23 protein-coding genes and 1 pseudogene are annotated in these 24,982 nt (G+C 57.2%); 13 read left to right on the forward strand and 11 right to left on the reverse strand.

The features are described 5' to 3' along the window. Positions 1–811: 811 nt before the first annotated feature. The gene (locus tag D6B98_RS34080; protein WP_027562785.1) at positions 812–1,024 is read right to left on the reverse strand and encodes a response regulator transcription factor; all 213 of its coding nucleotides are present in this window, start codon (positions 1,022–1,024) and stop codon (positions 812–814) included. A 595-nt stretch (positions 1,025–1,619) separates the two neighbouring features. Here D6B98_RS34080 and aepX point away from each other — a divergent pair. Continuing rightward, positions 1,620–2,477 carry a phosphoenolpyruvate mutase gene (aepX, locus tag D6B98_RS34085; protein WP_126261428.1) on the forward strand — a complete coding sequence of 286 codons (858 nt, stop codon included), beginning with the start codon at positions 1,620–1,622 and terminating at the stop codon, positions 2,475–2,477. Positions 2,478–2,793: 316 nt separating this feature from the next. Continuing rightward, positions 2,794–3,564: a phosphocholine cytidylyltransferase family protein gene (locus D6B98_RS34090; RefSeq protein WP_126261391.1), complete on the forward strand. Its 771-nt coding sequence runs from the start codon at positions 2,794–2,796 to the stop codon at positions 3,562–3,564. A 257-nt stretch (positions 3,565–3,821) separates the two neighbouring features. On the opposite strand, the gene phnF is transcribed toward D6B98_RS34090, so the two are convergent. Beyond that, positions 3,822–4,622: a phosphonate metabolism transcriptional regulator PhnF gene (phnF, locus tag D6B98_RS34095; protein ID WP_126261392.1), complete on the reverse strand. Its 801-nt coding sequence runs from the start codon at positions 4,620–4,622 to the stop codon at positions 3,822–3,824. A gap of 26 nt (positions 4,623–4,648) precedes the next feature. Then, positions 4,649–6,139: an alkaline phosphatase family protein gene (locus tag D6B98_RS34100; protein ID WP_126261393.1), complete on the reverse strand. Its 1,491-nt coding sequence runs from the start codon at positions 6,137–6,139 to the stop codon at positions 4,649–4,651. Positions 6,140–6,383: 244 nt separating this feature from the next. On the opposite strand from D6B98_RS34100, the gene D6B98_RS34105 reads away from it, so the two are divergent. Genes D6B98_RS34105 through D6B98_RS34130 form a run of 6 tightly spaced genes read left to right on the forward strand, consistent with a single transcriptional unit; the run spans position 6,384 to position 12,503 of the window. Continuing rightward, positions 6,384–7,940, forward strand: coding sequence for an ABC transporter substrate-binding protein (locus D6B98_RS34105; protein WP_235884921.1), 1,557 nt, complete (start codon positions 6,384–6,386; stop codon positions 7,938–7,940). Positions 7,941–7,996: 56 nt separating this feature from the next. After that, complete coding sequence (locus D6B98_RS34110; RefSeq protein WP_126261394.1) at positions 7,997–9,013, forward strand: ABC transporter ATP-binding protein; 1,017 nt, start codon at positions 7,997–7,999, stop codon at positions 9,011–9,013. Continuing rightward, entirely contained in the window at positions 9,014–9,916 is a 903-nt protein-coding gene (locus D6B98_RS34115) for an ABC transporter ATP-binding protein (protein WP_126261395.1), read from the forward strand. A 4-nt stretch (positions 9,917–9,920) separates the two neighbouring features. Next, positions 9,921–10,856, forward strand: a complete 936-nt coding sequence (locus D6B98_RS34120; protein ID WP_126261396.1) for an ABC transporter permease — start codon at positions 9,921–9,923, stop codon at positions 10,854–10,856. Continuing rightward, positions 10,857–11,762 carry an ABC transporter permease gene (locus tag D6B98_RS34125; RefSeq protein ID WP_126261397.1) on the forward strand — a complete coding sequence of 302 codons (906 nt, stop codon included), beginning with the start codon at positions 10,857–10,859 and terminating at the stop codon, positions 11,760–11,762. Positions 11,763–11,771: 9 nt separating this feature from the next. Further along, positions 11,772–12,503 carry a peptidase C39 family protein gene (locus tag D6B98_RS34130; RefSeq protein WP_126261398.1) on the forward strand — a complete coding sequence of 244 codons (732 nt, stop codon included), beginning with the start codon at positions 11,772–11,774 and terminating at the stop codon, positions 12,501–12,503. 420 nt (positions 12,504–12,923) lie between these two features. On the opposite strand, the pseudogene asnB reads toward D6B98_RS34130, so the two are convergent. Next, a pseudogene (asnB, locus tag D6B98_RS41735) lies at positions 12,924–14,816 on the reverse strand (asparagine synthase (glutamine-hydrolyzing)). 213 nt (positions 14,817–15,029) lie between these two features. Then, the gene (locus D6B98_RS34140; RefSeq protein ID WP_235885268.1) at positions 15,030–15,599 is read right to left on the reverse strand and encodes a formyl transferase; all 570 of its coding nucleotides are present in this window, start codon (positions 15,597–15,599) and stop codon (positions 15,030–15,032) included. Here D6B98_RS34140 and D6B98_RS41035 point away from each other — a divergent pair. Continuing rightward, complete coding sequence (locus D6B98_RS41035; RefSeq protein WP_235884924.1) at positions 15,534–15,839, forward strand: hypothetical protein; 306 nt, start codon at positions 15,534–15,536, stop codon at positions 15,837–15,839. The two genes, D6B98_RS34140 and D6B98_RS41035, sit on opposite strands and share 66 nt — an antisense overlap. Before the next feature lie 39 nt (positions 15,840–15,878). On the opposite strand, the gene D6B98_RS34145 is transcribed toward D6B98_RS41035, so the two are convergent. The 5 genes from D6B98_RS34145 to tnpA form a co-directional block, all read right to left on the reverse strand. After that, complete coding sequence (locus D6B98_RS34145) at positions 15,879–16,490, reverse strand: CDP-alcohol phosphatidyltransferase family protein (protein ID WP_126261400.1); 612 nt, start codon at positions 16,488–16,490, stop codon at positions 15,879–15,881. A gap of 632 nt (positions 16,491–17,122) precedes the next feature. Further along, positions 17,123–18,337, reverse strand: coding sequence for an MFS transporter (locus D6B98_RS34150; RefSeq protein ID WP_126261401.1), 1,215 nt, complete (start codon positions 18,335–18,337; stop codon positions 17,123–17,125). 172 nt (positions 18,338–18,509) lie between these two features. After that, positions 18,510–20,174: an IS66 family transposase gene (gene tnpC, locus D6B98_RS34155; RefSeq protein WP_126261383.1), complete on the reverse strand. Its 1,665-nt coding sequence runs from the start codon at positions 20,172–20,174 to the stop codon at positions 18,510–18,512. Positions 20,175–20,219: 45 nt separating this feature from the next. Next, positions 20,220–20,540: an IS66 family insertion sequence element accessory protein TnpB gene (gene tnpB, locus D6B98_RS34160; RefSeq protein ID WP_430642570.1), complete on the reverse strand. Its 321-nt coding sequence runs from the start codon at positions 20,538–20,540 to the stop codon at positions 20,220–20,222. A 23-nt stretch (positions 20,541–20,563) separates the two neighbouring features. Next, positions 20,564–20,962 (reverse strand): IS66-like element accessory protein TnpA, encoded by a 399-nt coding sequence (gene tnpA, locus D6B98_RS34165; protein WP_164719052.1) that lies wholly within the window; start codon positions 20,960–20,962, stop codon positions 20,564–20,566. Positions 20,963–21,155: 193 nt separating this feature from the next. On the opposite strand from tnpA, the gene D6B98_RS42020 reads away from it, so the two are divergent. The 4 genes from D6B98_RS42020 to D6B98_RS34185 are packed head-to-tail and all read left to right on the forward strand — an operon-like array spanning position 21,156 to position 22,990. Next, positions 21,156–21,407 carry a ParA family protein gene (locus tag D6B98_RS42020; RefSeq protein WP_126261402.1) on the forward strand — a complete coding sequence of 84 codons (252 nt, stop codon included), beginning with the start codon at positions 21,156–21,158 and terminating at the stop codon, positions 21,405–21,407. After that, positions 21,374–21,736 (forward strand): ParA family protein, encoded by a 363-nt coding sequence (locus tag D6B98_RS34175; protein WP_126261403.1) that lies wholly within the window; start codon positions 21,374–21,376, stop codon positions 21,734–21,736. Before D6B98_RS42020 ends, D6B98_RS34175 begins: the two co-directional genes overlap by 34 nt. Beyond that, a complete protein-coding gene (locus tag D6B98_RS34180) occupies positions 21,737–22,270 on the forward strand; it encodes a hypothetical protein (RefSeq protein ID WP_126261404.1) in 534 nt (177 codons plus the stop codon). Beyond that, positions 22,271–22,990 carry a hypothetical protein gene (locus tag D6B98_RS34185; protein WP_126261405.1) on the forward strand — a complete coding sequence of 240 codons (720 nt, stop codon included), beginning with the start codon at positions 22,271–22,273 and terminating at the stop codon, positions 22,988–22,990. Positions 22,991–23,524: 534 nt separating this feature from the next. On the opposite strand, the gene D6B98_RS34190 is transcribed toward D6B98_RS34185, so the two are convergent. Further along, positions 23,525–24,979 (reverse strand): MATE family efflux transporter, encoded by a 1,455-nt coding sequence (locus tag D6B98_RS34190; protein ID WP_126261406.1) that lies wholly within the window; start codon positions 24,977–24,979, stop codon positions 23,525–23,527. Positions 24,980–24,982: the final 3 nt, after the last annotated feature.

Below are 24,982 nucleotides of genomic sequence, written 5' to 3' on the forward strand. Positions count from 1 at the left end.
ACCTCATAGAGCCAAGGTAGTGGGCCGCGGCACCTTGAAGGAAGCTTCTCTGCAGGTGTCTACCTCGTATTCGGATGCCCGATGAGGCGGCCGTCCCGGTACTGCCAATTCTCCAAATCATGAATGACGCCCTCTAGTCGTGGCCCAACTCAGCCACATCGACTTCGGAGTCGCCCGCCTTTCGGGAAACACCGGGATCACGCCGTCCGCCGCAAACAATTTCAGCTTATCTCGAATCCGCCACATCAAAGAACGCAGCAGTCGCACTGTGTGTTCGCGGAAAGGTCGTTCATCAAGCTAGCTACGCGTCGTGAGAATCGCGCGCACATCGTTGAGCGCGCAGAGCGCTAGAATTTGATGAAACGTCTACCAGCAGCACGGTTTCGGAAATGGGTTCACGGACTATCATTGCCCTCTTCGTGTCCGGCCCAAGCCGTCTACGCCGCCTTTCCGAACGACCACGACTTCAGTACGTAAGCCGCTACGATCACCTCTCTTCAATTTGCGCCACGCATACAACCGCCGCAGCCGCAGCTGGGGGACGGACCGATCACAAGGTTAACCTAGAGGTCCGACCGGCCGTCGAGCTTACAAGAGCGTCATGCTCCTGCGATCTCACCTCGCCTAATGGTCCACGCAGCCCCTGACAATCGGCGACGAAATAGAAGCACGCCCCGGTTCATAGTAACAGCGCCTATATTATGGCTCTGCGGCCGCGGCCGCGCCATTCGCTTCGCATTCCGCCGGAGCAAGCCACAGTCGCCCCTTACATTTGGCTAGATCTGTATGAACGGCAACGCAACCCCGGCCGTTACTCAATAAGACGGTAACGTCGCGCCTTGACGACGCACTGAGTCCGGCTGGACGTTTCCAGCTTTCGCATCGCATTCTTGATATGAAAGTTGACGGTGTTCTCGCTCACTTTCAGAATGACGCCGATAGCCCAGGATGACTTCCCTTCCTCGACCCACCGCAAACACTGTCTTTCCCGCTCCGACAGCACAACCTCTTTCTCATCCGCCATGAATTTCTCCTGGACTCGAGAGAACAGGAGAGGCATCAGCAAGTGCCATGCCACTCAGTGGCGGCCAGCAAGCATCGGTGAGGCAGGACGAATTCTTCGGGATTGCCGCGACATTCGCGCGAAACCGCCATCCCACTACAGCCCTGTCGATGGGCTTACGACATGTGTCGTACACACGACATCAGCATTACGACAATCGTGGCTGTCGATGTTGTGTCCAACTCTATGTGAGCCGGATATCACCCTTTCGCTAAGCCCTCCTCCCCTTCAAGACGTCGGAAACTTTTCCCTAGGGGCTGTAGGACCAGGCTCGCGAACCCAGGTCATCCATTTGTAACCAAGGCCCCTCTTTCCAGCCTTTAGGGGCCCCAATAGCGAACGCTTGTGTTTTGCGCCACCCCGACGCAATTATGCAAATCTGCGCGTTTCAAAAAACTACCAATGCTGGTCATTGATCGGCATTCCCCCAAAAAGATAAGAACGGTGACGTGGACGCCAATCGAGGATCGGCTTGCAGGATTTAGGCATGAGGCATCAACCACAAGCCGTTCGGCCTATGGCGGGCCGTCAATGTGCACGCCAGTCGCCTGTCGAAATGCTTCGGGCCCAGGTCTGCTCGAATGATGAGCTCTCGTTTCTGATGGAAGCGCATGATGGCCTGTCTGCCACGATCGCCCAGCGCTCAGGATTCAAGGGGCTCTGGGCCTCTGGTTTGTCGATTGCCAGCTCGCTCGGCTATCGCGATGCCAATGAAGCCTCATGGACCCAGCTCGTCCAGAGCGTAGAACGCATCGTGGACTCGACAGAGCTCCCTGTGCTCGTTGACGGGGATGGCGGCTTCGGTAATTTCAACAATGCTCGCCTCCTCGCACGCAAACTTCGTCAGGCGGGCGCCGCCGGCATCTCGCTTGAGGACAGCTGCTTTCCGAAGCTGAACTCGCTCATTGGTGAGCGGCATCCGCTCGCCGATATCGATGAATTCTCCGGTCGTCTGCGGGCTGTAAAGGATACAGTCGCCGACAATTTGGTTCTCGTGGCCAGGATCGAAGCGCTGATCGCCGGGCACGGGTTGAACGAAGCTACCTTGCGTGCTCACGCTTATGCCGACGCGGGAGCCGATGCAATCTTGATTCACTCGCGAAAGAGTACCGCGGACGAGATGCTTTCGTTCGTCGCCGAGTGGCGGAACCGGCTGCCTGTCGTGATCGTTCCGACAACGTACTTTCGGACGCCAGTCTCTGCCTATCGTGATGCGCGCATCTCCACAGTCGTCTGGGCCAATCACTCCATGCGGGCTGCGGCAGCTGCAATGCGGCGCATCTGCGATAGCATCGCAGCTCAAGAGAGCGTTGCGAGCATTGAAACTCATATCGCACCGCTGAGCGAGATATTCGAGCTCCTGAGGTATGACGAACTCGCCGTGGCAGAAAAGCAATATCTGCAGCCCCGCTAGTCGACGGTGACCAGAGTCTATCACCCAAAGCTTCCTTAATTCAAAAGCCGATGCTCCCCTCGCCTCTCGTCGGTCTCGCTCCAGTGTCACCGATGCCGCGAACTAACATCCTGGACAGCTCGGACATGGCTAAACATCTGTCCCTGCCACTTAAGGTAGCTCACACACCGGCTGGTGCAGGTGTGTGCGTTGATGACAATTTGCACCTACCTCCTTCAATATCGGGGATGGTCGGACAAGTCGGCGGCACGTAATACTGAACAGAGGCGTTCACGATGGTTGCGGAGCGACGCTCGGGATCAAGAAGGCGAATGAAATGCCGCTGAATGCTCCCAAGCATGCTCTCATTCTCGCCGCTGGAGTGGGCACTCGACTGCGGCCTCTAACGGATCTAAACCCGAAACCTCTAGTCCGAATCCATGGCACTCCCATCCTGCACAACGCGCTACATACCCTTGGGCGTGTCGGCGTGGAACAGGTGACGATTGTTGTCGGGTATCGCAAAGAGGCGATCCAAGAAGCTTGCGGCAGTCGGTTTGGTGGCGTTGCAATCAAATACGTCGAATCCCCCGTTTACGACCGTACTGGGAGCGCCTATTCGCTCTGGCTGGCGCGTGACACGCTCGTTTCCGGGGACCACTTCCTTCTTGAGGGCGACGTCTTCTTCGAGGAAAATGTATTGCGGCGGCTGCTCATCAGTAAAGCGCCCGACGCGGCTGCTGTCGCTCCCTTCGATGAGCTGATGCAGGGGCCAGCGGTCCTGTTGTCGGATCTTGGCTTCATTTCAGAATTTCGCCTGAAACAAACAGCGAGAAATCTCATCACGGATGGCCCGCCTCTTTACAAGACGATGAATCTGTTACGTCTGTCCGCGTCTACTCTGCGGACAGAGGTGGTTCCGGCCCTAGACAATATGATCAAGGCCGGAGCTACCCAGGCCTATACGGAGGAACTTCTTTCCTATCTCGTGGAAAGACAAGGCCTGCTGCTTGCTGCGGTGAGATGCGACGATCTGCGGTGGTACGAAATCGATGATGCGGAAGATCTGCGTACCGCCCAGCGCATCTTCGCAAAAGCCGACGTTTGATCCAACGGCCCAGGATCACGGAAGGTTTGACGCGGCGCCTCTTCACGACATGCGCCGCGGCCGCTGACACTGGCCGCGTTACAATGCCAAGATCCGCAAGCTTGAAGGGGTCGCGACCAACGCGGCCCCCTAGTGCCTCAGCAAAACGCGAGCGGCTCGTCCGGGCATGACGCGTGAAACACACAGCCATAAGCAATGGTGGTAGCGAAACAATTATTTTCGCGCCTAGCCGCTTTGACCGCAGGAATGGATAGGACCTAGACCTTGAAAGAGGCAGGTGACTTCGATTTGGTCGCTTGCGCTTTTCCGGATCGAGGCTTTCCTGCAGGCGACTGCTCTGCGGAACTCATCTCTTTAAAGTCGAACCTGAAGCTGATTCTCGGTGCGCAAAGTACATTCTCGCCAAATTTGATCGGAATACGGCCGGAGCAATCAAGGCTCTCTTTGACGAAGACCGGCGCTGATGTCGACATTTCAAGGAGGCGCGCCTCCTGCGCGGAGGGCAGACGTGCACTTATCGTCACCCATTGTTGCGCGTAGTCATCAATTCCAATGCGCCTGAGAGCTGTCGAGATCGAGTTGGCGCCAGAGAATTTGTCCAGCAGTCCGGGAGTGCGTTTCGCTGGAAAATAGCTATGCGCTATGACGATTGGGATCTCGTCCTGATAGCTCAGCGTGTCGATGCGCAGCACATCGTCTTGAGCTTGCAAGTCGAGATGGCGGGCGAGCCGCTCGTCTGCCTTTATCGTTGCAGCAGAGAGGATCTTACGACGCGCCAAGCGGCCTTGCGAGATGAGATTATCGGTCAGCCGGGTTTGTGGGGAGAGCAGATAGGCTGTTGGATGTTCGACAACGAAAGTGCCCCTCCCCTGCTCGACGCGGAGCAGTCCCTCCTGCTCGAGGGCCCGAATGGCGTATCTTACGGTGTGCCGGTTGACACCATATTCGAGAGCAAGCTCTACGTCGTTCGGAAGTTTTTCGCCTGGCCGAAATCGGCTCGAGGCAATGGCTTCTTCGATGTTCGACCGAACAAACTCCCAGCGCTTTCCTTGATACATAGGTCGATGGTCCGTAATTCAGGCTTTCAATTGCGCGGATTAGCGCCAGGTTTATCATTCTTAACCTGCGCCAGCCGTGTTACGGCCGCCCCCCTCAGATAAAGACGTTGGCGGTAAAGGTCCCGGAAGACAGTTGACCGGCGCGCTGAAGAGGCAATTGAGACGCTCGCATCTTCGACATCATACGGGCCTCTGTCCTCGCAATCTTGCAAAGCTTCATCGATGATACGGCCGTGCACCGTCGACGGTAGCGGCAGTCCCAAGCTGGAAAGGATCGTTGGTACCAGATCAACGATGCTGGTTGGGGCAGCAACAACTCCGCTTCTAAAGGCATTACCAGCAACGATGCATAATGAAGACAGCTCGTGCGCCGAAAGCCCTCCGTGCATACCAACGCCGATTGGATAGGTCCCATCGTAGTACACGGCGTCGGGCGAACCGCTCCGATTAGCCGCGCCGCAATCGGCGAGAACAAACGACAGGTCTGCACTTCGTTCGTGGTCGGCCATGACAGCCGAAAGCAAAAGGGTGCTCGCGATAAGTGGAGAGCCATCGGGAGCCTGACGTGAGAAAGCAACGCCAAACCATGGCTCCTCGCACATGGCGTGATACAGCTCTGTCAGAAGATGACCCTCTCTGTCCCGGGCCCAAAGGTTGACAACGCGTTGAGCGGTTATTGCAGCGTCTACGTCGGGCGTGAGTTCGTATCCGACCTTGAAACCCGACCGCTGCAGGTGTTTCAATACGGAGACTTTTTCTCCAATGATGGCGTGTCCGTGATCGGATGCAGCAATAAGCTGTACTCCTTCCCGCTCTCCTTTCTCGTTCCACCAAGCGAAAATACGCCCAAACTGGCGATCGACCTCGTGGAGCACCTCACGCGCTCTAGGATGCTGAAGTCCGAACATGTGATATGTAATGTCCGGCTCGGAAAGCCAGAGCAGGCTGACCTCCGGAAGTGTTTCTTTCTTCAGGAACGAGAAGAAGAGATCGACGACGCGTTCAATGGTCGCACGCGCCGGTCGCTCGTCGGGAGGGAGCATCGGAAACGACGGCGCAATCCGGCGAACGGCAGCGTTGCCACCGAACATTGACGGGTCATGGACCCAGAACGCCGGCGCCCCCGCCTGCCAACTCCCCCAGCTGGAAAGTCCAAAAGAGCCCTGTGACTGAGATCCGATCGACAACATCGCCTTTCCATGAGCCGCCAAGACTTCGCCGATCGTCGTGGCGGTGAGGACGCCACCGCTTTCGCTGCGGAGTGTCAGGAGCGCCGAGAGCGAAGATCCGTCGATCGACCGACCGTTCGCCACAAAGCGGTTGCCGATGATTCCATGCGCCGAGCTATGTCCGCCCGTGGCCAGCGCGGCCGATGAAACCCGCGTCTCACTGGGAAAAGATGAGGTATGGCGGGCAAGTCGAAGGCCGATTTTGGACAGCTCGGCGAGATTGGGCGTAACTGCTTCGTCTAGCTGGTCAGGACGAAGACCATCCAGCATGACAATTACAAATTTCATTCGGCCACCTTTCAGCTCCGATTCCGAGACTTAACCTACGGGAGTGGCAGCCTCCTTGTCCAGCTACCTAGGCACCTAGGCCTGTCATGATGGTGTCACATGGTGTGAATTATATCTCGCACTAATCGAACCGCTCCTCAGAAAACCATTGTCCGAGTCCGCCCGGCCCGAGCGTGAGCACGCGAAGCTGCATGGTTCAGAACCTCGGCACTCGATGGTTTGTGCAACTAAGAAGAGATGTGTGATGAAGACCTGTGATCGACGCACGGTTCTCAAATTGGTCGGTGGGCTGAGCTTGCTTCCATCGACCTCTATCTTTGCCCAAGACGCTGGCCGGACGGCACTGCGGATCGCAATGCAGGATCTGCGCGTCGAGCTCGATCCGCTCCATCCCCGTGCTACGGCGCTCGTGAGCTTTCGGGTGCTCGAGAGCATTTACGACAAGCTCTTTGCGATCGACTATCAACGAGACGGGCAGATTCGGCCGATGTTGGCTGAAAGCATCGAGGCTCTCGACAGCACCACATATCGCGTGTCCCTGCGGAAAGGGGTTCAATTCCACGATGGTGAAGAGTTAACGGCAGAGGACGTCGCATTTACGTTCGGCGCGGAGCGCATGATCACAAAGGATAGTCCGGGTTATGGTGTTGGCCAGATCAGCTTTCCCTCGATGAGCGGGGTGCGGGCAACCGGTCGACATACTGTCGAGTTTAGCACGAAGGCGCCCGATCCGGTCTTTGTCAAACGCCTGACCTCCTATGGAGCCGGCATCGTCTCGAAATCGGCCTATCTGAAGGCGGCGACATTCGATCAATGGGCCAGGGCTCCCATAGCGGCGGGGCCTTACAGGGTCGTTGAGGCCGTCGAAAACCGCTACATACGCCTCGAGGCGCACGAGGGGTACTGGGGTGGAAGGCCGCCGCTGAAGGGGATCGAGTTTCGGATGGTGCGGGAGCCGGCAGCACGCGTCGCCGGCCTTCGCGCTGGCGACTTCGACATCATCACAACCGTAGCGCCGGATCAGTTCGATATCCTCGCCGCGGACAACCGGCTGGACGTGGTTGGAGGCGACACGATGTCCTTCCGCACGCTGGTCTATGATTCGACGACCAATGAGGTGCTGCGGGATCCGCGCATGAGGCGCGCCATGAATCTTGCGATCGACAGGCAGACCGTTGTTAATAGTATCTGGCGCAAGCGCATCAGTGTGCCGCCTTCCCATCAACACCTTGCTTACGGCGCTCTCTACAATCCTGACCGGCCAATCCCACGGTACAATCCGGAAGAGGCCAAGCGGCTTCTTGCCGAAGCTGGTTACAAAGGGGCAGCAATTCCTTTCAAAACAGTCGGCAACTACTACACGGCCGAGCTTATCGAAACTCAAGCTATCGCGGCAATGTGGAGGGCTGTCGGCCTGAACGTCTATATCCAAATGAAAGAGAATTGGGCCCAAGTCGAAGACCGTCTGGGCCGAGGCGTGAACAACTCGTCCGATGGCACATACTACCCTGATCCCACAGCATCATTGGTCTCGCGCTGGGGGTCTCAGAGCAATTTTCAGAGGGGTGGGTATTGGCGGAACGATAGATTCAATGTGCTGGAGACCACCTTGTTGACGGCGCAGGAACCGGCCCAAAGGCGAGCCGCCTATCAAGAGATGCTCGACATATTCGACGAGATTGATCCACCAGGAACGGTGCTCCATTCGCTCGGCGAGTTTTTCGGAAAGCGCGCCAACATCAAGTGGACACCGACGCCAACCGGTTTGATGGATTTTCGGCCAGGCGCAATCAACGTCTAGCTGAGAAAACGCCTTGGGCCAGACGCACAAGACTATGGTGCTCGGAAGGTGGAATTATGGACCAAACCACAGCGCATGCGCTTGAAGCACCTTTTGTCCAAACTTTTGAGCAAGGGAATGTCGGGCGCACAGCCATGGAGGCGGGCAGCCCGCCGCTCCTCAGCATTACTGGATTGACCGTTGTCCTTGCAGACCGGCCCGAGACGCGCCTGCTGGATGCCGTTCAGCTCGAGTTGCGCAAAGGTGAGTTTTTCGCGCTTGTCGGCGAAAGCGGCAGCGGAAAGAGCGTGCTGTGTTCGACCATCATGGGAGTAGCAAGTTCCGAATTGAGATGTCTCGGCGACATCCATATCGAAGGCAGGCGTCTTTCTGATGTCGATCGGCGCCAGCGTGCAATGATCTACCAACAGCCAAGTCTATATCTTAACCCTGTTCGGCGCATTGGTTTCCAGCTTCGCGAGACGGTCCAGGTGATCGATGGCTTGAGCAAGAAAGAGGCGAGTGAAAGGGCTGCAGATCTACTCCGCGATGTGGGAATCGATGACCCCAATGAGACGATGAGAAAATACCCGCACGAGATGTCCGGCGGAATGAATCAGCGCGTCATGATTGCAATGGCGGTGGCGATGAAGCCGCAGCTTCTCATCGCTGACGAGCCGACCTCGGCCCTCGACGTTACCACGCAAAAGCAGATCCTTGACTTGCTCGAACAGCTCCGCTCAGACATGGCAATCCTCTTTGTGACCCACGACCTGGGCGTTGCCCTACAACGATCGGACCGTATCGGCGTTCTCTACGCCGGCCAGCTGGTCGAAATCGGGCGCGCCGATCTCGTCGCTCGAACTCCCCTGCATCCCTATACGCGCGCGCTATTCTCCGCTGTCCCCCCACTCTCAGGGCGTCCCCGGCGTCTCCACAGCCCAGCAGGCAGCCTCCCTGAACCTACACAGCGCCAGGCCGGCTGCAATTTCGCATCTCGGTGCTCGGGAACGCTGGACACTTGCCGGCACACAAGGCCCGCCTTGCAGGGCATTCCACAACAGATGGTGGCATGCCACAACTCGGAGGCATGAATGACGTCGCCCATCGAGCCTTCTCACGTTCGTACAGCGCGCGCGTCCTCCGAACCCATTCTCGAGCTGCGCAATGTCGATTTTTGCTACCTGGCTGCTCGGCGCTCCGCTGCGGAGGTCCTTGGCGGCTCGAGGCTGCATAAGATCAACATGATCGTCCGTCGCGGCAAGGCCCATGGGCTGATCGGAGAGTCCGGCAGCGGCAAAAGCACCATCGCCAAGCTTCTGCTTGGGCTGACAGCGCCACAATCGGGTCAGATCTTTTTTGACGGCGAGCTGCTGACGCCGGATCGATTGGCTGCGTTCCGCCTCCGTGTCCAACCTGTCTTTCAGAGCCCTCTCGACGCACTGGACCCAATTACCCCGATCGGCAAACAAATCATCGCGCCTCTGCTCGTGAACTTCAACATGAAGTCTTCCGATTGTCAGGCTCGGCTCGCTGCAGCAATTTCGGCCGTCGGCCTATCGGGCGAGATCCTTGGCAAATTGCCGCATCAGATAAGCGGCGGACAGGCGCAGCGGGTCAATATAGCGCGGGCGCTTATTCTCGATCCCGAGGTTCTGATTTGTGACGAGCCCGTCTCCGCACTCGACATGACCGTTCAAGCTCAGATCCTGAACCTTCTGTCGGATCTGCGCGAGAGCCGGGGCCTGTCCCTCTTATTCATAAGTCATGATATCAGATCCGTTGCCTATCTCTGCTCAGAGATCACCGTCCTGAAGCGCGGAAGCATCGTTGAGAGCGGTTCACGCGATGAGGTGCTGCTCGACCCAAAGACGGATTACATGAAGTCCCTGCTCGAGGCGGTACCCAATTCTGGGCTCGGCCTTGAAACGGCATCACCTTCAAACCCTTGTTCGCAGCCAGCAGGGCGTCGCGACTTGCCGGCGGAGGGGTGGTAGCGGCATGAGGCGCAACACGCAGAAGATATTTGCGAGCAAAATTGCTCGCGCATTGGTCACGCTCGTTTTGATGGTAACAAGCGTATTCGTTCTTATGCGCTGCGCGGGCGATCCGGTCACCGTCTTACTCGGGCCGGACGCGACGGCGGACATGCGGGCCGCATACTCCGGCGAATTGGGGCTCGACCGCCCAATCCTGGCACAATACCTAACCTATCTTCATAACATCGTCCGAGGAAGCTTAGGCGTCTCTTACGTCTATCGACAGGATGCACTCGGTGTCGTCCTCAGCCACCTTCCACTGACGCTGATACTCACCTGCTCTGCTCTTACTTTGGCGGCGCTCACAGGCGTTGCAGGAGGAATAACTGCCGCGGTGTTTCCGTCGAGCTTCATAGGCCGTGCGTGCACGATCGGAACCGTCGTGGGACTGTGCGTTCCCAGCTTCTTCCTGGCGATCGTGCTGATGCTGGCGTTCTCAATACAGCTCAATTGGTTGCCGACCGGCGGTGCGGAGGGCTGGCGAAGCCTGGTTTTGCCGGCAATAACCATGGCTGCCGCAAGCTCCGCCGTGCTTGCCCGCTACACCCGGGTGGCGGTTCGCGAATCGCTGGACAGCCGCTATGTGTTGGCTGCGTTTGCGCGCGACATTCCGTTCTGGCGGATATTGATCCACCACGTACTGCCCAATGCGGCGGTGCCGATCCTGACCATACTTGGCCTGCTCATCGGCGGAGCGGTAACCGGTTCGACTGTGGTCGAGACGGTCTTCTCATGGCCGGGTATCGGAAACCTCTTCGTCACATCCGTCGGAAACAGGGATGTTCCAGTGGTGCAGGCAATAGTCCTGCTTGCTGGCACTGCGATGATCATGACCAACCTGGCCGTCGATCTCGGTTACACCTGGCTCGATCCGCGGTCGAAATCCTCGGAGACATAGATGAGCACCGCCTTGGCGCATGAATGGATCCGGAATATTTTTCGTTCTTCGAAAGACCGTCGCGATCTGCGTAAGCCATCCCAAATTGGACTCTATAGTGCCTCAATATGGATTATCGCATGTCTGTTGATTGCCGTACTGGCCCAGGTGATCTCCCCCTATCATCCGGCACAGATCTCCTTGGATGCACGGCTTTCGCCTCCACTATTCTTCGGGGGCGCGCTGGACCATTTGTTGGGCACCGACGAGCTCGGTCGCGACGTGCTGGCTCGCTTGATATATTCGATCCAGATCAGCATGCTCGTCGCGGTGGGCGGCACCTTCATTAGCACCCTGCTGGGCGTCTCCTTTGGCTTCCTCGCTGCCGAGCTTGGCGGACTGATCGACGAGGGAGTCATGGCACTGGTCGATATGCAGGCTGCCGTGCCGTTCATGATGACCGCACTTCTTGTCATAACGATCTTTGGCAATTCGCTGGCACTCTTTGTCTGTCTTGTGGGCCTGCACGGTTGGGAGCGCCACGCCCGCATCGCGAGGGGGCTTGCTTTGACGGCCCGCAACCGGCTCCATGTAACGGCGGCGCGGACCTATAACGCTTCGCGGGTCCATATCTACGCAAGGCATATTCTCCCAGCCTGTGCACCGACCATCGTGGTCGGCATGACCCTTGGCCTCACCGAGACGGTTCTCCTGGAAAGCACCCTGAGCTTTCTGGGGCTGGGGATACAGCCGCCGATGTCCAGCTTGGGCAATATGGTGGGATTGGGCAGAGACTATTTGATGACCGCATGGTGGATCGCCCTCGCGCCCGGGCTCGTCATCGCAGCGACAGCGGTTGCTCTCATGACAATCAGCGAGGCGCTGCGCCAGACGGGATCTCGCTCAGCTTCCTTCACATTCACCTGAGATGACGCCATGTCGCGTCCCGACTTCGAAAGCTCAACAAATCACATGGTCAGGAACGTTCCTCTGTATCGACAAAAGAGGAAGTTCACCTGTGGACCATCTTCCCTGATGATGGTCATGTCCGCTCTCGACGAGCGATATCAGCCGAATGAAACAGCTGAGCTCGAGATCTGGCGAGAGGCAACAACCATTCACGGCGGCTGCGGACCGGTTGGTCTGGCATTGGCCCTCAAACGCCGCGGCTTCGCAGCGCTTGTTGTCGTGAGCCATGATGGGCTCTTTCTTAAGTCTCGCGCTTCGCAAGGCGGCGAGGTGGAGGTGATGCAGATTCTCCAGGAGCGAGATCTAGCCGAGGCATACCAGCGCTGCATCCCCGTCCATCTTGGCACCTACAGCCTCGATGATCTCTCGAAATGGATGGCGGTGGGGTGGTACCCTATCGTGATGGTCAGCCTTGAGTTCGAAGCTAAAATGATCACTCATTGGGTGGTGGTGACTGGGACGGACGCCGATTACGTGTTCTTCAATGATCCGCTCAAAGATCCCGCCCAGGAAGATGCTTCCACGCGCGTGGATCGCGCAAGCTTTGCCAACATGACCAAGTTTGGTCCCAGCCGGGAAACCGCCGTCATTCTTGCGGGCCTTCCAAAAATGGCGAATGTCGCGCTTCCGCTTCCCCGGATTTATGCTCAGCATCAACCTCGGCCTGACATGCCGGGCGTTACCGGTCCCGAACGCTGATGCATTCGGTAGCCGCTAAAAACCCAACATATAGCCAGGATAGGTCGGTCTCGAGCCGTCGAGCGGCCTGCGGTCGGCAGCGCCGGTATACACCGAGTTCGACAGCAGCATAACCAGCCATCATGAGGCCGGTCCTGCATTCTTGCGCGTGTCCGTCAAAACGAGCTTTTCGCGGGCGCGCGAACACGACAGGTCGCTCTCAACGTCAACGTCGTTCTCGCGTCCTAATCCATTGGCGTAATTCAGCGCAGTTCCAGTCCCCTTCAGAACGCGCCATGCGCACTGGATAGCGCGATCACGCATCCAGACATCTGTGGCGGCCGGCATTCTCCTGTTTCTACACCGATCGGCTCGTCTTCCCGCTAAGCGGTGCCGCATTCCGGATTGCCTTGGCTACCCCGCATCCCGTCCTACCAACAGCTATGAAGAAAGTTGACGAAGGAAGATCTCCAGATTGCAGATCAGCCAGAGTTGTTTTCCGAATGCATCGTTCGCCGCTTGAGAGCGGCGTGCATACCATCGGCGGAGAGCACCAATATCGAGATAATCAGCGATCGCGGGAGATTCTTTGAAGACTAAATCCCGAAACGGCATCGAGCTCTGGTCTGTCGCCCACTTACCTAACGGCAACGGAAATCCGAGCTTCTTTCTCGTGAGCACACTTGCGGGTAGACGATCTCGGTAAAGGGTGCGCAGCGCGGCCTTGGAGACGTCAAGCGTTTCGCTAAATTTTTCAATCGGAGCGAAGGCCGCCTGAAACGGGGCGAGGGCATGTTTCCAACGCAGATGTTCTGAGAACGACATGCGCAGAGCTAGCGCAACGATTCGGTGGTCTGTGAAGGGAACGCGAGACTCCACACCCGCCGCCATTGTGGTGTTGTCGACCATTTCAAGCAGCGCCGGTAGATGATGCCGTACAAAGAATTGCCTTATGCGCTCGACCGGGGTGGCGCCGCCTGAATGGTAGGCATTGTTCATCCAATCGATGAGCCCAGCATCGTGACCGATGTCCTTTCTCCATGCCGGTGTCGCCAGCCCAAGCTTCTCGGCTTGCGGAAAGTAAGTGTACCGCGCAAGAAAGAACTCGAAGTCGCTCGCTTTGAACTTGGGAAGGCCGAGATGACGTCGCGCCGGGCGGCCAATGACATCTGGCAACGCGGCCAACAGCGCCTGTCGACGAAGGTCGAAGGACAACCTGAAGATCCGGCTATACCCGAGGAATATCTCGTCGGCACCTTCGCCGGTAAGGACCACCTTGTGAGAGCGGCTGACCGCCCGCGCAAGCAAATACATCGCCACTTCGTTGTGCATGCCAATTGGATGCCCACGCAATGCAGTAAGGCTGCTTAACGACATCCAGGCTCGTTGCCCCAGGCAGCTGGACCAAGACGTGGGCAAGCTTGAGAGATTTCGCAACCTCAACAGCATAAGGGCTTTCATCGTACACATCGCCGCTTACGATTCCGGTAAAGCATTCGGATTTTGCGACGAGCGCCTTGAAAGCTCGAAAGCCAAGATACTGGAATCGAGCCCGCCGGAAAGCAGCGCCGCGACTGGAGTGTGGGGCAGCAAATGTTCCTCCACGGCGCCGCCGATCAACGTTTCAAGAGAACTGCAATCACTGCTCTCATCGAGGCAGGCAGGATCCCACCAACGTCTATGCTCGTGCGATTGAGCCGTGATCTTCAGCCAGGTGCCAGGTTGCAGCTTTCGAATTTCTGCAAATAGCGTCCTCTCGCCGAAAACGGCGCGGTAGGAGAGAAAGCCTGATAACCCAACCGGATCGAGCTTCGAGCGGACCCTTGGCCACTTCAGGATGGCTGACGGCTGTGAAGCAAAGACGAGGCCATTATCCGCGAAAGCGTAGTATAGCGGCTTGACGCCGAGCCGATCTCTGACAAGGAACGCTGTCGCGGTCTTTTGATCGTAGATTGCGAAAGCAAACATTCCCCGCAGACGTTTGACGCTATCAATCCCCCAACAAGCAAATGCCTTGCAAAGTACTTCCGTGTCCGACTCAGTGCGAAATCGGTATCCGCGCCGGAGCAGGTCCCGCCTTAGGTCACGGTAATTGTAGATCTCCCCGTTATACGTGAGGGCCAAGCCGAATTCCTCATCGAGAAACGGTTGGTTTGACCTAGGATCCGGATCGATGATCGCGAGCCTTCGATGCGCAAAGGCAAAGGAAGGGGTCACGCAACTACCACTCGCGTCAGGGCCCCGATGGGCCAGGGTCTGAGCGCAACGCGCGAGGTTCCGCTCGGTCACTGACAGATCAGTAACCCGTCCGATGAATCCGCAAATCCCACACACAGCTAGCCTCCTGCGTGCTTAGCCGGCTCACACGCGGTTGGGGGCGCCGGCGCCTCTCGATAGGCTGGAAGCTACAAAAACAACCTTCAGAGCTAAGACCACGTTCAGTCAATGAGCGGAAGTTCGCAGGCAACACTTTGGCTTCGCGGACGGCCTCGAGAAGCGCGATCTCATATTCCGGGCTAGCTTCCGCAGTGCGAGCCGAGTCAAACCTTACCCTGGAGGTGAACATCCCGTACCCTGGAGGTGAACATCCCGAGCGAGGGTCCGAACTTCATTGGTCATGACTCGTTCGACAAGCCACTTTGGAGGCTCAATGCGTGGTGGAAGGTATAGAGCGCGGTAGAGCCGATCGAGCTCTTCGGCGCTGCGCGGAACGTCTGACGAATCCAAAAGTGCGGTCATCATGCGCATGGGATAGAAGCAAGCCTTGCGCTTTTCTTGAGCTATCAACTCGTCTTGCGAGCGACAGGTCGCCGATCCGTCCAAGAAACGCAGCCACACTTGGCAGAAGAGAGCGTAGCCATAAAGTTGCGCTCTGGTGTCTAAAGAGAGGGCTGTCTCGGACGGCAGCACGGGGAACCGCAATTCGCCGATAATATCCCCCCTATCGACCCGCTCTGAGAGATAGTGGACCGTTACCCCAAAGCTCTTCTCGCCATTTAGTATGGCATGTGTCCGCGCAAAACTGCCGCGATATTCAGGGAGTGGGCCTGGATGAAGATTGATACCCCCTCCATCGAACCGTGCGAGGATATGGGGCGGGAAAATCTTATTCCACATGACGCTTACGAGAAACGTTCCGAGAGGAGGAACATCATCTATCGACTCGAAAAAGGGTACTCCGAAGCGGTCTGCGACTTCCCAAAGCTCCTCACTGGTTTCGTGCCTCCACCAAGTTCTCTCGTACCGGGAAGCGCCGAGAATGCCGGCGATGTGGTCTTTGCCGCTCGTCTCGATAACGAACGAAAGACAGCGGGTCGCAAGCCCCCTGGTGCCGGCAAATACCACGCGGTTGATTGAGCTCGACATTTTCTCGTCCTTACGACATTGCAAGCCCGCTTATTGAAGCGCTCTACTCGTCATCAATAATCCGGCAGACGCAGTGGCCGCCACGCCGATGGTTATCACATGCACAAGACTGCCAGAGGCTTTGATCTTGAACGGGGCGATGTGCAGCAACGATAGCGGTACAAAGAATGCGGGAAGAACCAAACCCAACTCAAGCGGCGCGATAGTGTGGTCAACCAGCAAGATCGCGGCAAGTATCGGCAGAGCGTAAGAGAGAGGTAGACCGGTCGAACGACCACGCTCGTCCAATCCGAAATAGTCAAAATATGCCAGACGAAGAGCTCCGATCAGCATCACGAACGCTGTGAACACCGCAGATGCTGGAAACTCGATAAAAGATGCGATGACAATCGCCGGGATGACTGATCCAAACGAGAGGTCAGAGAAAGCATCGAGAGCTTTACCAATGGCCTTGGTAGCCACTGTTCGACCTTTGGTGCGCCGGGCAATTTCGCCATCCACATCATCAGCGATGATCGCCCAGAGCCCGAGCGCTACTCCCGCCTCATACTGCCCTTTCACCACGAGCCCCATCGCTGCACCGCAGCACAGGAGCCCCACGGCAGTAACGGCATTTGCGCGGTCAGATAAATATGCGATCATCGAACCCCGATGTTGCTCTTTCTGCCGAGAGCGATCGAAACCTGAGCCCAAGCGGCTGGTTGGCGGCCGCAACTTAAATTGGGCGGGGCCCGAAATGTCCGCAAACTACCGGTTCTAGTGGGTCAGCTTAGTGGTTCCGCGAGCGAAGACGGCAGCTCTTCCCTTCATGCAAATGTGGGGCGAGGCGGACTCGAGCTGTGGTCGGCCAGCTTGACGTTCTCTCCCATAGCCGCTGCTGTTCAATCGCCTCGAAAGGACCGCCAGCGGGCGCTTGTTGACATGCCCAAGGCAGGACGCAAAATGGGGCCGAACACCGCGGCAAATGGCGGTCGCGATCGCGATGACCAAGTCTAGCGTCCAGATATTCCCAACGTGCAACTCCTCAGCGGGGCGACATCTGTCATTTTGAGCTCTGGCCCGGCGAAGCCGAGATACGTCTCCCATTCGGGGCTGCAGTTGGACCGCTCAGTTGATCCCCCCTCGCCCGCACCACGCTTCCAGAATGCGCGCGAACGTCGAGCTCCGCGTGATGGCCTAGACTCAGACACTTGCGATCGTTGATCTAAGGTGGCGAACACTTATTGACGATCCGGTTCACGTCGGGCTCGCAACCAGGCCGATCAGCCCACTTTTCATTGGCCTGGCTCCGCCTTTGATCGGACACCCACGAATGCGAATGAAAGCGTGCTTCCTACTGCGCAGACGGTTAGTGAACCCAAGGCAAGCCCAATTCCATAGTTGTTTTGGATGAAGCTGAAGAAGAACGGCGCAAACGACGCCGTCGACAATCGGAAAGTCGTGATCAACCCGACTCGTGTTCCATACCCGCCCGGCCCGAAGACTGACAGCGGCAAGCTTCCTCGACAGATGCTGTTTAGACCAGAGCTAAACCCAACCAAGGCAACGAAGATTGCAATTCCGACGAGAGAGTGAGACGCCGGCACAATGACGATTGTGGCCGCCGAAAGCATAAGGCATGAGAAAATGGTGAGTTGAATGGGAGATATCCTCTCGCTAAACCATCCTGCAAACAACCGTACTGCGAGCTGTGACGGGCCGAAGAGTGTGGAAACCAAGGCTGTCTCCTGCAGGTCTAAGCCGATTGACGAAAGGATGGGAATCATTCGACCGAGTAATGCAGAAAAAGCAAATGTCGTCAGTGAGAAGCCTACCGTTATGAGGACGAGGTCAATCGGCTTGGAAGAGGACTGGTCTTGCGAGCCACAGACCGTGTTCTGCTCCCCAAGCGTTGCGGAGGACTTCCCAAGAGCCAATTGTATTAAAGGGAAGGCGAGGAGAACATTGCAACCTCCATAGATCCAACAGACTTGCCTCCAACATATCGACGTGAGCAACAGCGAGGTTAACGGCCAAAACAGCGTTGACGAGAAACCCACGATCAATGTCAAGGCAGCCATTTGCCGTTTCGCATGAACCGCATCTCGCTGTACCAAAAACACGAACGCAGCCTCGTAAAAGAGAAATGCCGACGCAAGTTGCATACCGAATAGGGCAATTGCAAAAACGACCGCGTTCCAAGAAGTTGCTGCAATTCCCAGGCTAGCAGCTCCAACGAAAGAGGCGACTTTCATTGTCTTGCCTGCGCCGTATCGGTCCATGAAGCGACCGGCAACCAGCGACATCAGCGCGCTAGCAAGCAAGGCAAAGGAGAAACAAGCGAGTAGCCACTCCTCTGTGACTGCGAGGTCACGGGAAGCCTCTTTTGCAATGGACGCCACGCAATAGTAAAGCGTGCCGTAGCTGATAATTCCCGCACCGCCCAGCGCCACAACGACCAGCCTGTCATTCTCCCGGATGGGCGGCGATCTTCTCGGTTCGAGTCGCATATCGTCGAGGGCCTCAACTATTACAGATCACGCGCAATAGGCTCTGGTTGCCTCCGACTCAGAGCCGATCAGTATTCCAGCGATGGTGAATGACACGTACGCATACGATGAAGACCGCCAGATTGACGCATGCGCGCGGGCAGAGCGAGCTCTATGATCGGTTGGGTGAAGGTCAAGCGGCCTGCTGACTGGCGGGCTTGTCGGTTTGGTGCAGGAGCTTCCATTCCCAAGGCAGCAGTTCGTGCAGGCGCGAGCTAGGGAGATCGGCGATACGGGCGAGGACATCGGCGAGCCAGGCCTTAGGATCAACGTCGTTGAGGCGGCAGGTTGTGATCATCGTCAGCATGATGGCGGCACGGTCCGCGCCACGCTGGCTGCCAGCGAAGGTCCAGTTGCGCCGACCCAAGGCGATACCTCTCAATGCGCGTTCAGCGCAATTGTTGGTCAAGCAGATCCTGCCGTCGTGGAGGAAGCGGGCAAAGTCGTCCCAGCGCCTGAGCATGTAATTCATGGGCTTCAGGACCTCGGAGGAGCTCGACAGGGTCTCTCGCTCGCGGAGCAGCCAGTCGTGCATGTCGTCGAGAAGCGGCTTGCTCTGTTCTTGGCGCACGGCGCGTCGGTCGTCGGCACTGCGGCCATTGATGGCGCGCTCGATCTCGAACAGAGCGTCTAGACGCCTGACCGCCTCCAGCGCGATCGGGGAGATCGGTTTGCCTTTCTGTCCGTCGCGGGCAGTTTTCTCGATGTCAGCCAGCTCGAAGAAGCCCCGCCGCGCATGCGCCAGGCAAAATGCGGGCGTGATCGGCACCGCTTTCCTTTGCGGGTCGAACAACGGCTCGAAGCCGCTATAGCAATCCGCCTGCAGGATACCGCTGAAGGTGGCCAGATGCTTCTGGGGGTGCGCGCCGCGACGGTCACCCGAAGCGTAATAAACCGCCGCCGGCGGTGCAGGCCCGGCGAACGGCTGATCATCCCGCACATACGTCCAGATCCGCCCAGTCGTGCATTTGCCCTTCGCCAGGATGCGGATGGTGGTGTCGTCGCCATGCAGGCGCTCGGCCGTGAGCACATGGTGCTCGATCAGCCGGAACAGCGGCATGACGGCGAAGGTCCCGTGGCCGACCTGGTCGGCCAACGTCGACAGCGGCAAATCGATCCTTTCAGCCCTGAAGCGCACGCTCTGGCGGTTGAGCGGGATATGCATGCCGAACTTGTCGAACAGGATCGTCGCCAGCAATTGCGGGCCGATGAAGCCGCGCGGCGTGGCATGGAACGGCGCGGGCGGCTGACTGATCTTCTCGCAATCGCGGCAGGTGAACTTCTCGCGTACCGTCTCGATGACCTTGAAGCGGCGGGGAATCTCCTCCAGGGTCTTGGTCACATCCTCGCCGACCTTCGCCAGCCGCGATCCACCGCAGCAGGCGCAGGTCGTTGGAGCTTCAACGACGACGCGCTCGTGTTCGATATCGTCCGGCCAAGGCTTGCGAACCGGCCGCTTACGCGTGAACGGACGGACGTTCTGCGTCTTCGCTGCCGCCACCTGCGCGGCGAGCTCATCCTCACTCGCCGTAGTGACGAGTTCCTCGAGCTCCAACTCCAACTGCTCGAGCAGCCGTGCCGAGCGCTCGGATCGCTGCCCGTGCAGTTCGCGTTTGAGTTTCTCAATCCGCAGCTCAAGATGCGCGATGAGCGCCTCATTGTCCGACAGCTCCGCCCGCGCACTGGCGGCATCCGCGACGGCGACATCGCGCTCGACCTGCAAGGCCTCACGCTCGGCCAGCAGCGCAAGGTAGGCGCTCGCAAGGTCCGATGGAAGATCGTCCGGCTTCGATATCATGAAGCCATTGAATCAGATCAGGCCGCAAACTCAAACCCAAAACACCTATCCGACCCGCGTCGGACGCTGGGTTTCTTGCGGGTTGCGCCAATCAATTCCGGACAACAGATAGCTCATCTGCGCAGGCGAGATCGTCACAGCTTCACCCGCAACGGATGGCCATATAAACTTTCCTCTCTCCAGTCTCTTGGTGAACAGGCAGGCCCCCTGGCCATCGTGCCAGATCACCTTCACAAGATCGCTGCGGCGCCCCCGGAAGACGAACAAATGACCGCTGAGCGGGTCCTTGCGCAGCACCTCCTGCACCTGAAGTGCCAACGACGGAAAGCCTCGGCGCATGTCCGTGTAGCCTGTCGCGAGCCACACTCGCGCGCTCGTCGGAATCGGGATCATCGGCGGGCCAAAGCATCGAGAACCCGACGTAGCGCGTCTCCATCAACTTCGCCATCGACCCGGATGCGATGCCCGCTACCAAGATCGATCTCGATGATGCCATGGCTCTTGCGTCGCCGCGCCGTCGTCGTCAACGGCGCTTCGGCCACCTCCTGCGGTGACGCAGACGGCCCAATCTCGACCGGAACAAACGGAGCTATGCTCGCTTCGCCGTGCCTGCAAAGCTCCTTGCGCCACCTGAACAGCTGGCTCACATGAAGTCCGGCCAGGCGAGCTACCTCGGAAACGCTGGCGCCGGGCGCGAGCGACGCCGCAACAAGCCGCTCCTTCTCGTCTTGCGACCACCGGCGCCGCCGCTCGACCGATGTGATCACCTCCGCCCTCGAAATCGTCATAGCGCTTCTCCTAGGATTACCCCTAGGACCTGCAGCCATCGCGCCCGTCAAACAAGGCGGCCCTCAATGGAGGGATACATTACCTCGCCCACATAAAGGCCAACAAAGGAACACTGAAGGACATTTTCATACCGCGGCCCCGGGCAACGTAAGCACCACAACCGGTCTTGCGAAACCGATCAGCAAAGCAAAAATGAATCTCGCGGATTGTACAGTCGAGATCTTCACGGGAAAACACGGAAAGGGAGGACGTCTCGATTTGTTGCCCAACCACCTCTCAATCATTGAAGCCGAAATGACGCCGCGCGGCGCCGAGAAGCGACTGAAGGCTTATTTGAAAGAGAGAGCGTCGAGGTATGACTACGTAATTATCGACTGCCCTCCGACAATTTCCTTTTCACACAGGCTGCCATGCTCGCCAGTGACAAATACCTTGTTCCGCTAAAGCCAGATTGGCTGTCTGTCGTCGGGCTCCCTCTGCTTGAGCGGTATATCGAGGACTTCACCGACGACAATGGCATCAAGCTGGCGCAAGTCGGCATGGTTTTCACGATGGTGACCGGCAACGTCCCTCAAGCTATGAAATCCGTCATGGATCAAATCCGCCGAGAGCGGAAGGGCGACGTCTTCATGGATTACTTAAGCCACTCAACCAATGTTTCGAAATCTGTTACTGAGCACCAACCGGTGTTTTTGTATAAGAAAGCGTCCTCAAAACTGCGAATGCAAGTGCTGGACATAACCGCCGAGTTTGTCCGCAGAACGGAGAAGTGAGTGGCACCGCGGAACAGACATAAGGCTTGGCTCGATTTTCAACGTAAAATTCTCGATGTTCCCGCGAACTATACGATCGACGACCTGCGAGAATTTCGGAGCCTCTCAAGAGATCAAAACCCGTCGTTGTCGCGGATCATCGAAGAATATTTGCACCTTGCCCGGAGGGCAGAGACAGGAGCCGGCGAACGGTCAGCGTCCCCGCTTTCGTTCAAGCACAGCCGCATCGCGCAGATGCATCTGTTTGATTTGCTGCGGGAGAAGAAGTTCTTCCCTCGCAACTCAGACCTGGCCCGGTTTGCAGCCCGCGTGCTCCCGGATATGCGGTCATATAGCTTCGAAAAGATGGCGCGTAGCGACATCGCCGCCCGGATTGTTGAGTACGTTGAAAAAAGCGATCCACGTGCACAGCGCGCTCTAGAGCAATCGATGCGAGAAGCGCTCGCACACATAAACAGCCGGCCTCCCGCGCGAGGTGATCGCGCAAGCTTCTTGTCCAGATGGGAGAGAATAATCAAAGGTCTGGAGCTGTAGATGGCGAAGGGCCCTATCAACGTCATCGCCGGCGATTTCGAGGACGTTGTCGCTTATCTTAAGCAAAAGCAGATCGTGAGCCACTCCCCCTCTGCAACATTGCTCGTAAATGCCCGGCATATTCACGAATTGACATACAGTCTCATCTTGTGGCGCTTTAGGCTGAAAGGACTTCCGGAGCACTCGAAGGTTTTTATTGAAGAAATTGCTTCAGATGCGTTGCAGATCTTGCCTCAAATCATGATGGGCTACAGCAAAACAGCAAAATTGCTCATCCGAGGGATCATTGAAAATGTCCTTCGACACATTTACTTCGCAGACCATCCAATTGAATTCGGCTACATGAATAGCGACAAAAAGTGGTTTCTGCCTTTTGACGAATTGGCAAGTTACGCGAAGCGCCACCCTGAATATGTTAAGACAGAACGCAAAGTTGCTGCAATCGAGCAACTGATTAGCTTGTACAAGGATCTCTCCGGCGGAGTGCATGGACGCAGCGTTCGAGACCTCGAGATGCGAACGGCGCTCAAGAAACTTCAATACGACGACCAGACAGCCGCGGCCGAGCTTTCGTGTCTCCGCAAGATGACAGCAGCGGTAAACTTCCTCCTAGCAATTTTCCATGCTGAGGCCGTACGAAAATTTGCAGTTGAAGATAGAAGAGCGATCCTAAGATCGATGCCGCGCAATGCTCGCGAAGTTTGGAGCGACCACGAGTAGCTTCCAGAGAGGTCAAGAACGCGCTTTTCAGCCGCCGATCGCTGGATTACTGCCAGTTTTTTCTGCGTGTGCAACGGCCGCTTCAAGGTTTCGCACTGACTGAGGCCGGCACTTCGTTGACGCCATCTTCAGCATCAATGATCGCCCCTTCGTAGAGGAGGAGAATGCCCCACGATCGTGACGTCAGCGGAAGCGGCACCGCAAGTAGAGATGCTAAGGATGTCTCGAGCTTCACAATGACACGGTAAATTCTCACAAGAGCTCTCGCGCCTACCGCGCAATGAAGCAGCGAAGCCGCCAGTGGCTCCAAATCGCTTAATGCCCGTAAAAGCATCACTACATGCGATGCCGCTGTCGCGGAGATCAAGAGCTTGTTAGCGAAATGACCAATCCAGATAAGCCGTCAAGACGCGCTTGAGTAACAGCATCAAGCGTACTCTGCTCGTTCGCTGATCGCACATTGGATCTTTGAAGGGCTGACCTTGCCGCCAATCCAGGCACCACGATCGCACGCCGCGCTCGCTTTGGATTGTATCACTTGGTCGGGATGATGCCTGATGAGACCAAGGAGCACTCTCGATTCCTGGCGGAATGCGCTAATTCCCCTCGCCTGAACTCAGCGAACAGGCGCAACATGACGAATAGCGCGATCATTCCAGCGCCGAGCTCAGCAACGGCTTGACTGACCAACAATCCACTGAACCCCGATATAACAGGGAATAGGAGTACGGCCGGTATGAAGAGATACCCCTGCCTGGCGAAAGAGACCACCGCGCTAAGGCGCGCTCTCCCCATCGACTGAAGCATTGTCGTCACGAAACTCTGAATACCGTAAAATCCAAAAAACAGGTGAAAGACGATGGAGCTCGAGACGGCAATTTCTGTGACATCATCGCTATCGCTGAACAACCCGACCAACGGCCGGGCGAAAACGATAACGGCTGCGGAATACGCAACGGAAAGCGTAACGGTGATAGAGATCATAAACTTCGCGACCTTCATTACCCGGGCAAAGTCGCGCGCGCCCCAACCGAACCCCAGGACAGCTTGAGAGCCGATGCAGAAGCCGGTGATAGGCAGCGCGCCGATCGTCAAAATTCTTACAGCTATTCCCACCGCCGCGATGAAATCATCACCGAACCGCGCAGCAGCTCTGTACAGGAACATACCGGCAAGAGCGGCTAAGATACTTGTCGTCATCGCCGGCGCCCCAATGAGCGCCAGCTGTCTGATACGATCTACCCGCAACGAGACCTGAGATATGCTGACGAGCACAGTGCCGAGCCGCTCGGTAAAATACGCGATGTAGAGGCTTATAGCGGCGATCTGTGATATCAGTGTCGCTGAGGCTGCGCCTTGCACACCCAAGCCTAGCAAGAAAATGAAAATAGGATCAAGCAAGGCGTTCAATGTGAAAGCGGTCAGCATCGTCCACATACTATATCGTGTATTGCCTTCAGCTCTTACGATGAAGCCACTGACGATGTTTAGGAGCATCAAAGTAGATCCCGGCAAGAGGATCGTGGCGTAGTCGAGCGCGATGGGCAGGATGGTTGGGGTTGCCCCGAGTGCGACGAAGATGTCTCGCAGGGTCACCAACAGGGCGATGGTCATAATCACCCCGATGGGAGCGGCGAGCGCGAGCGCCGTACTAGCACCTCGGCATGCCTCTAACTCATTACCAGCACCAAGATGACGAGATATGAAGGAGGCAGTACCCACACCGATCCCCTCTCCCACGGCCGCGAGCACGACAATGAGCGGCATCGTCATGCTGACGGCTGCAATCGCCTGCGCGCCGAGTGAGCCAACAAAGATCGCGTTAAGGAGCTGCTGTACTGCGTTGATCGACAAGCCGATAACGGATGGAATGGCGAGCCGCAGGAGAAGGCTTGGGAGATTCTGGTCCGATAGATCGATGTGCCGGTTTTTTTTCGGCATCGCATCGCGATTGCTTTTGACGACGAGCTCCGCATTGCGCTTATCCATGAT

The organism is Bradyrhizobium sp. LVM 105, from assembly GCF_003957705.1.
Lineage (GTDB): Bacteria > Pseudomonadota > Alphaproteobacteria > Rhizobiales > Xanthobacteraceae > Bradyrhizobium > Bradyrhizobium frederickii.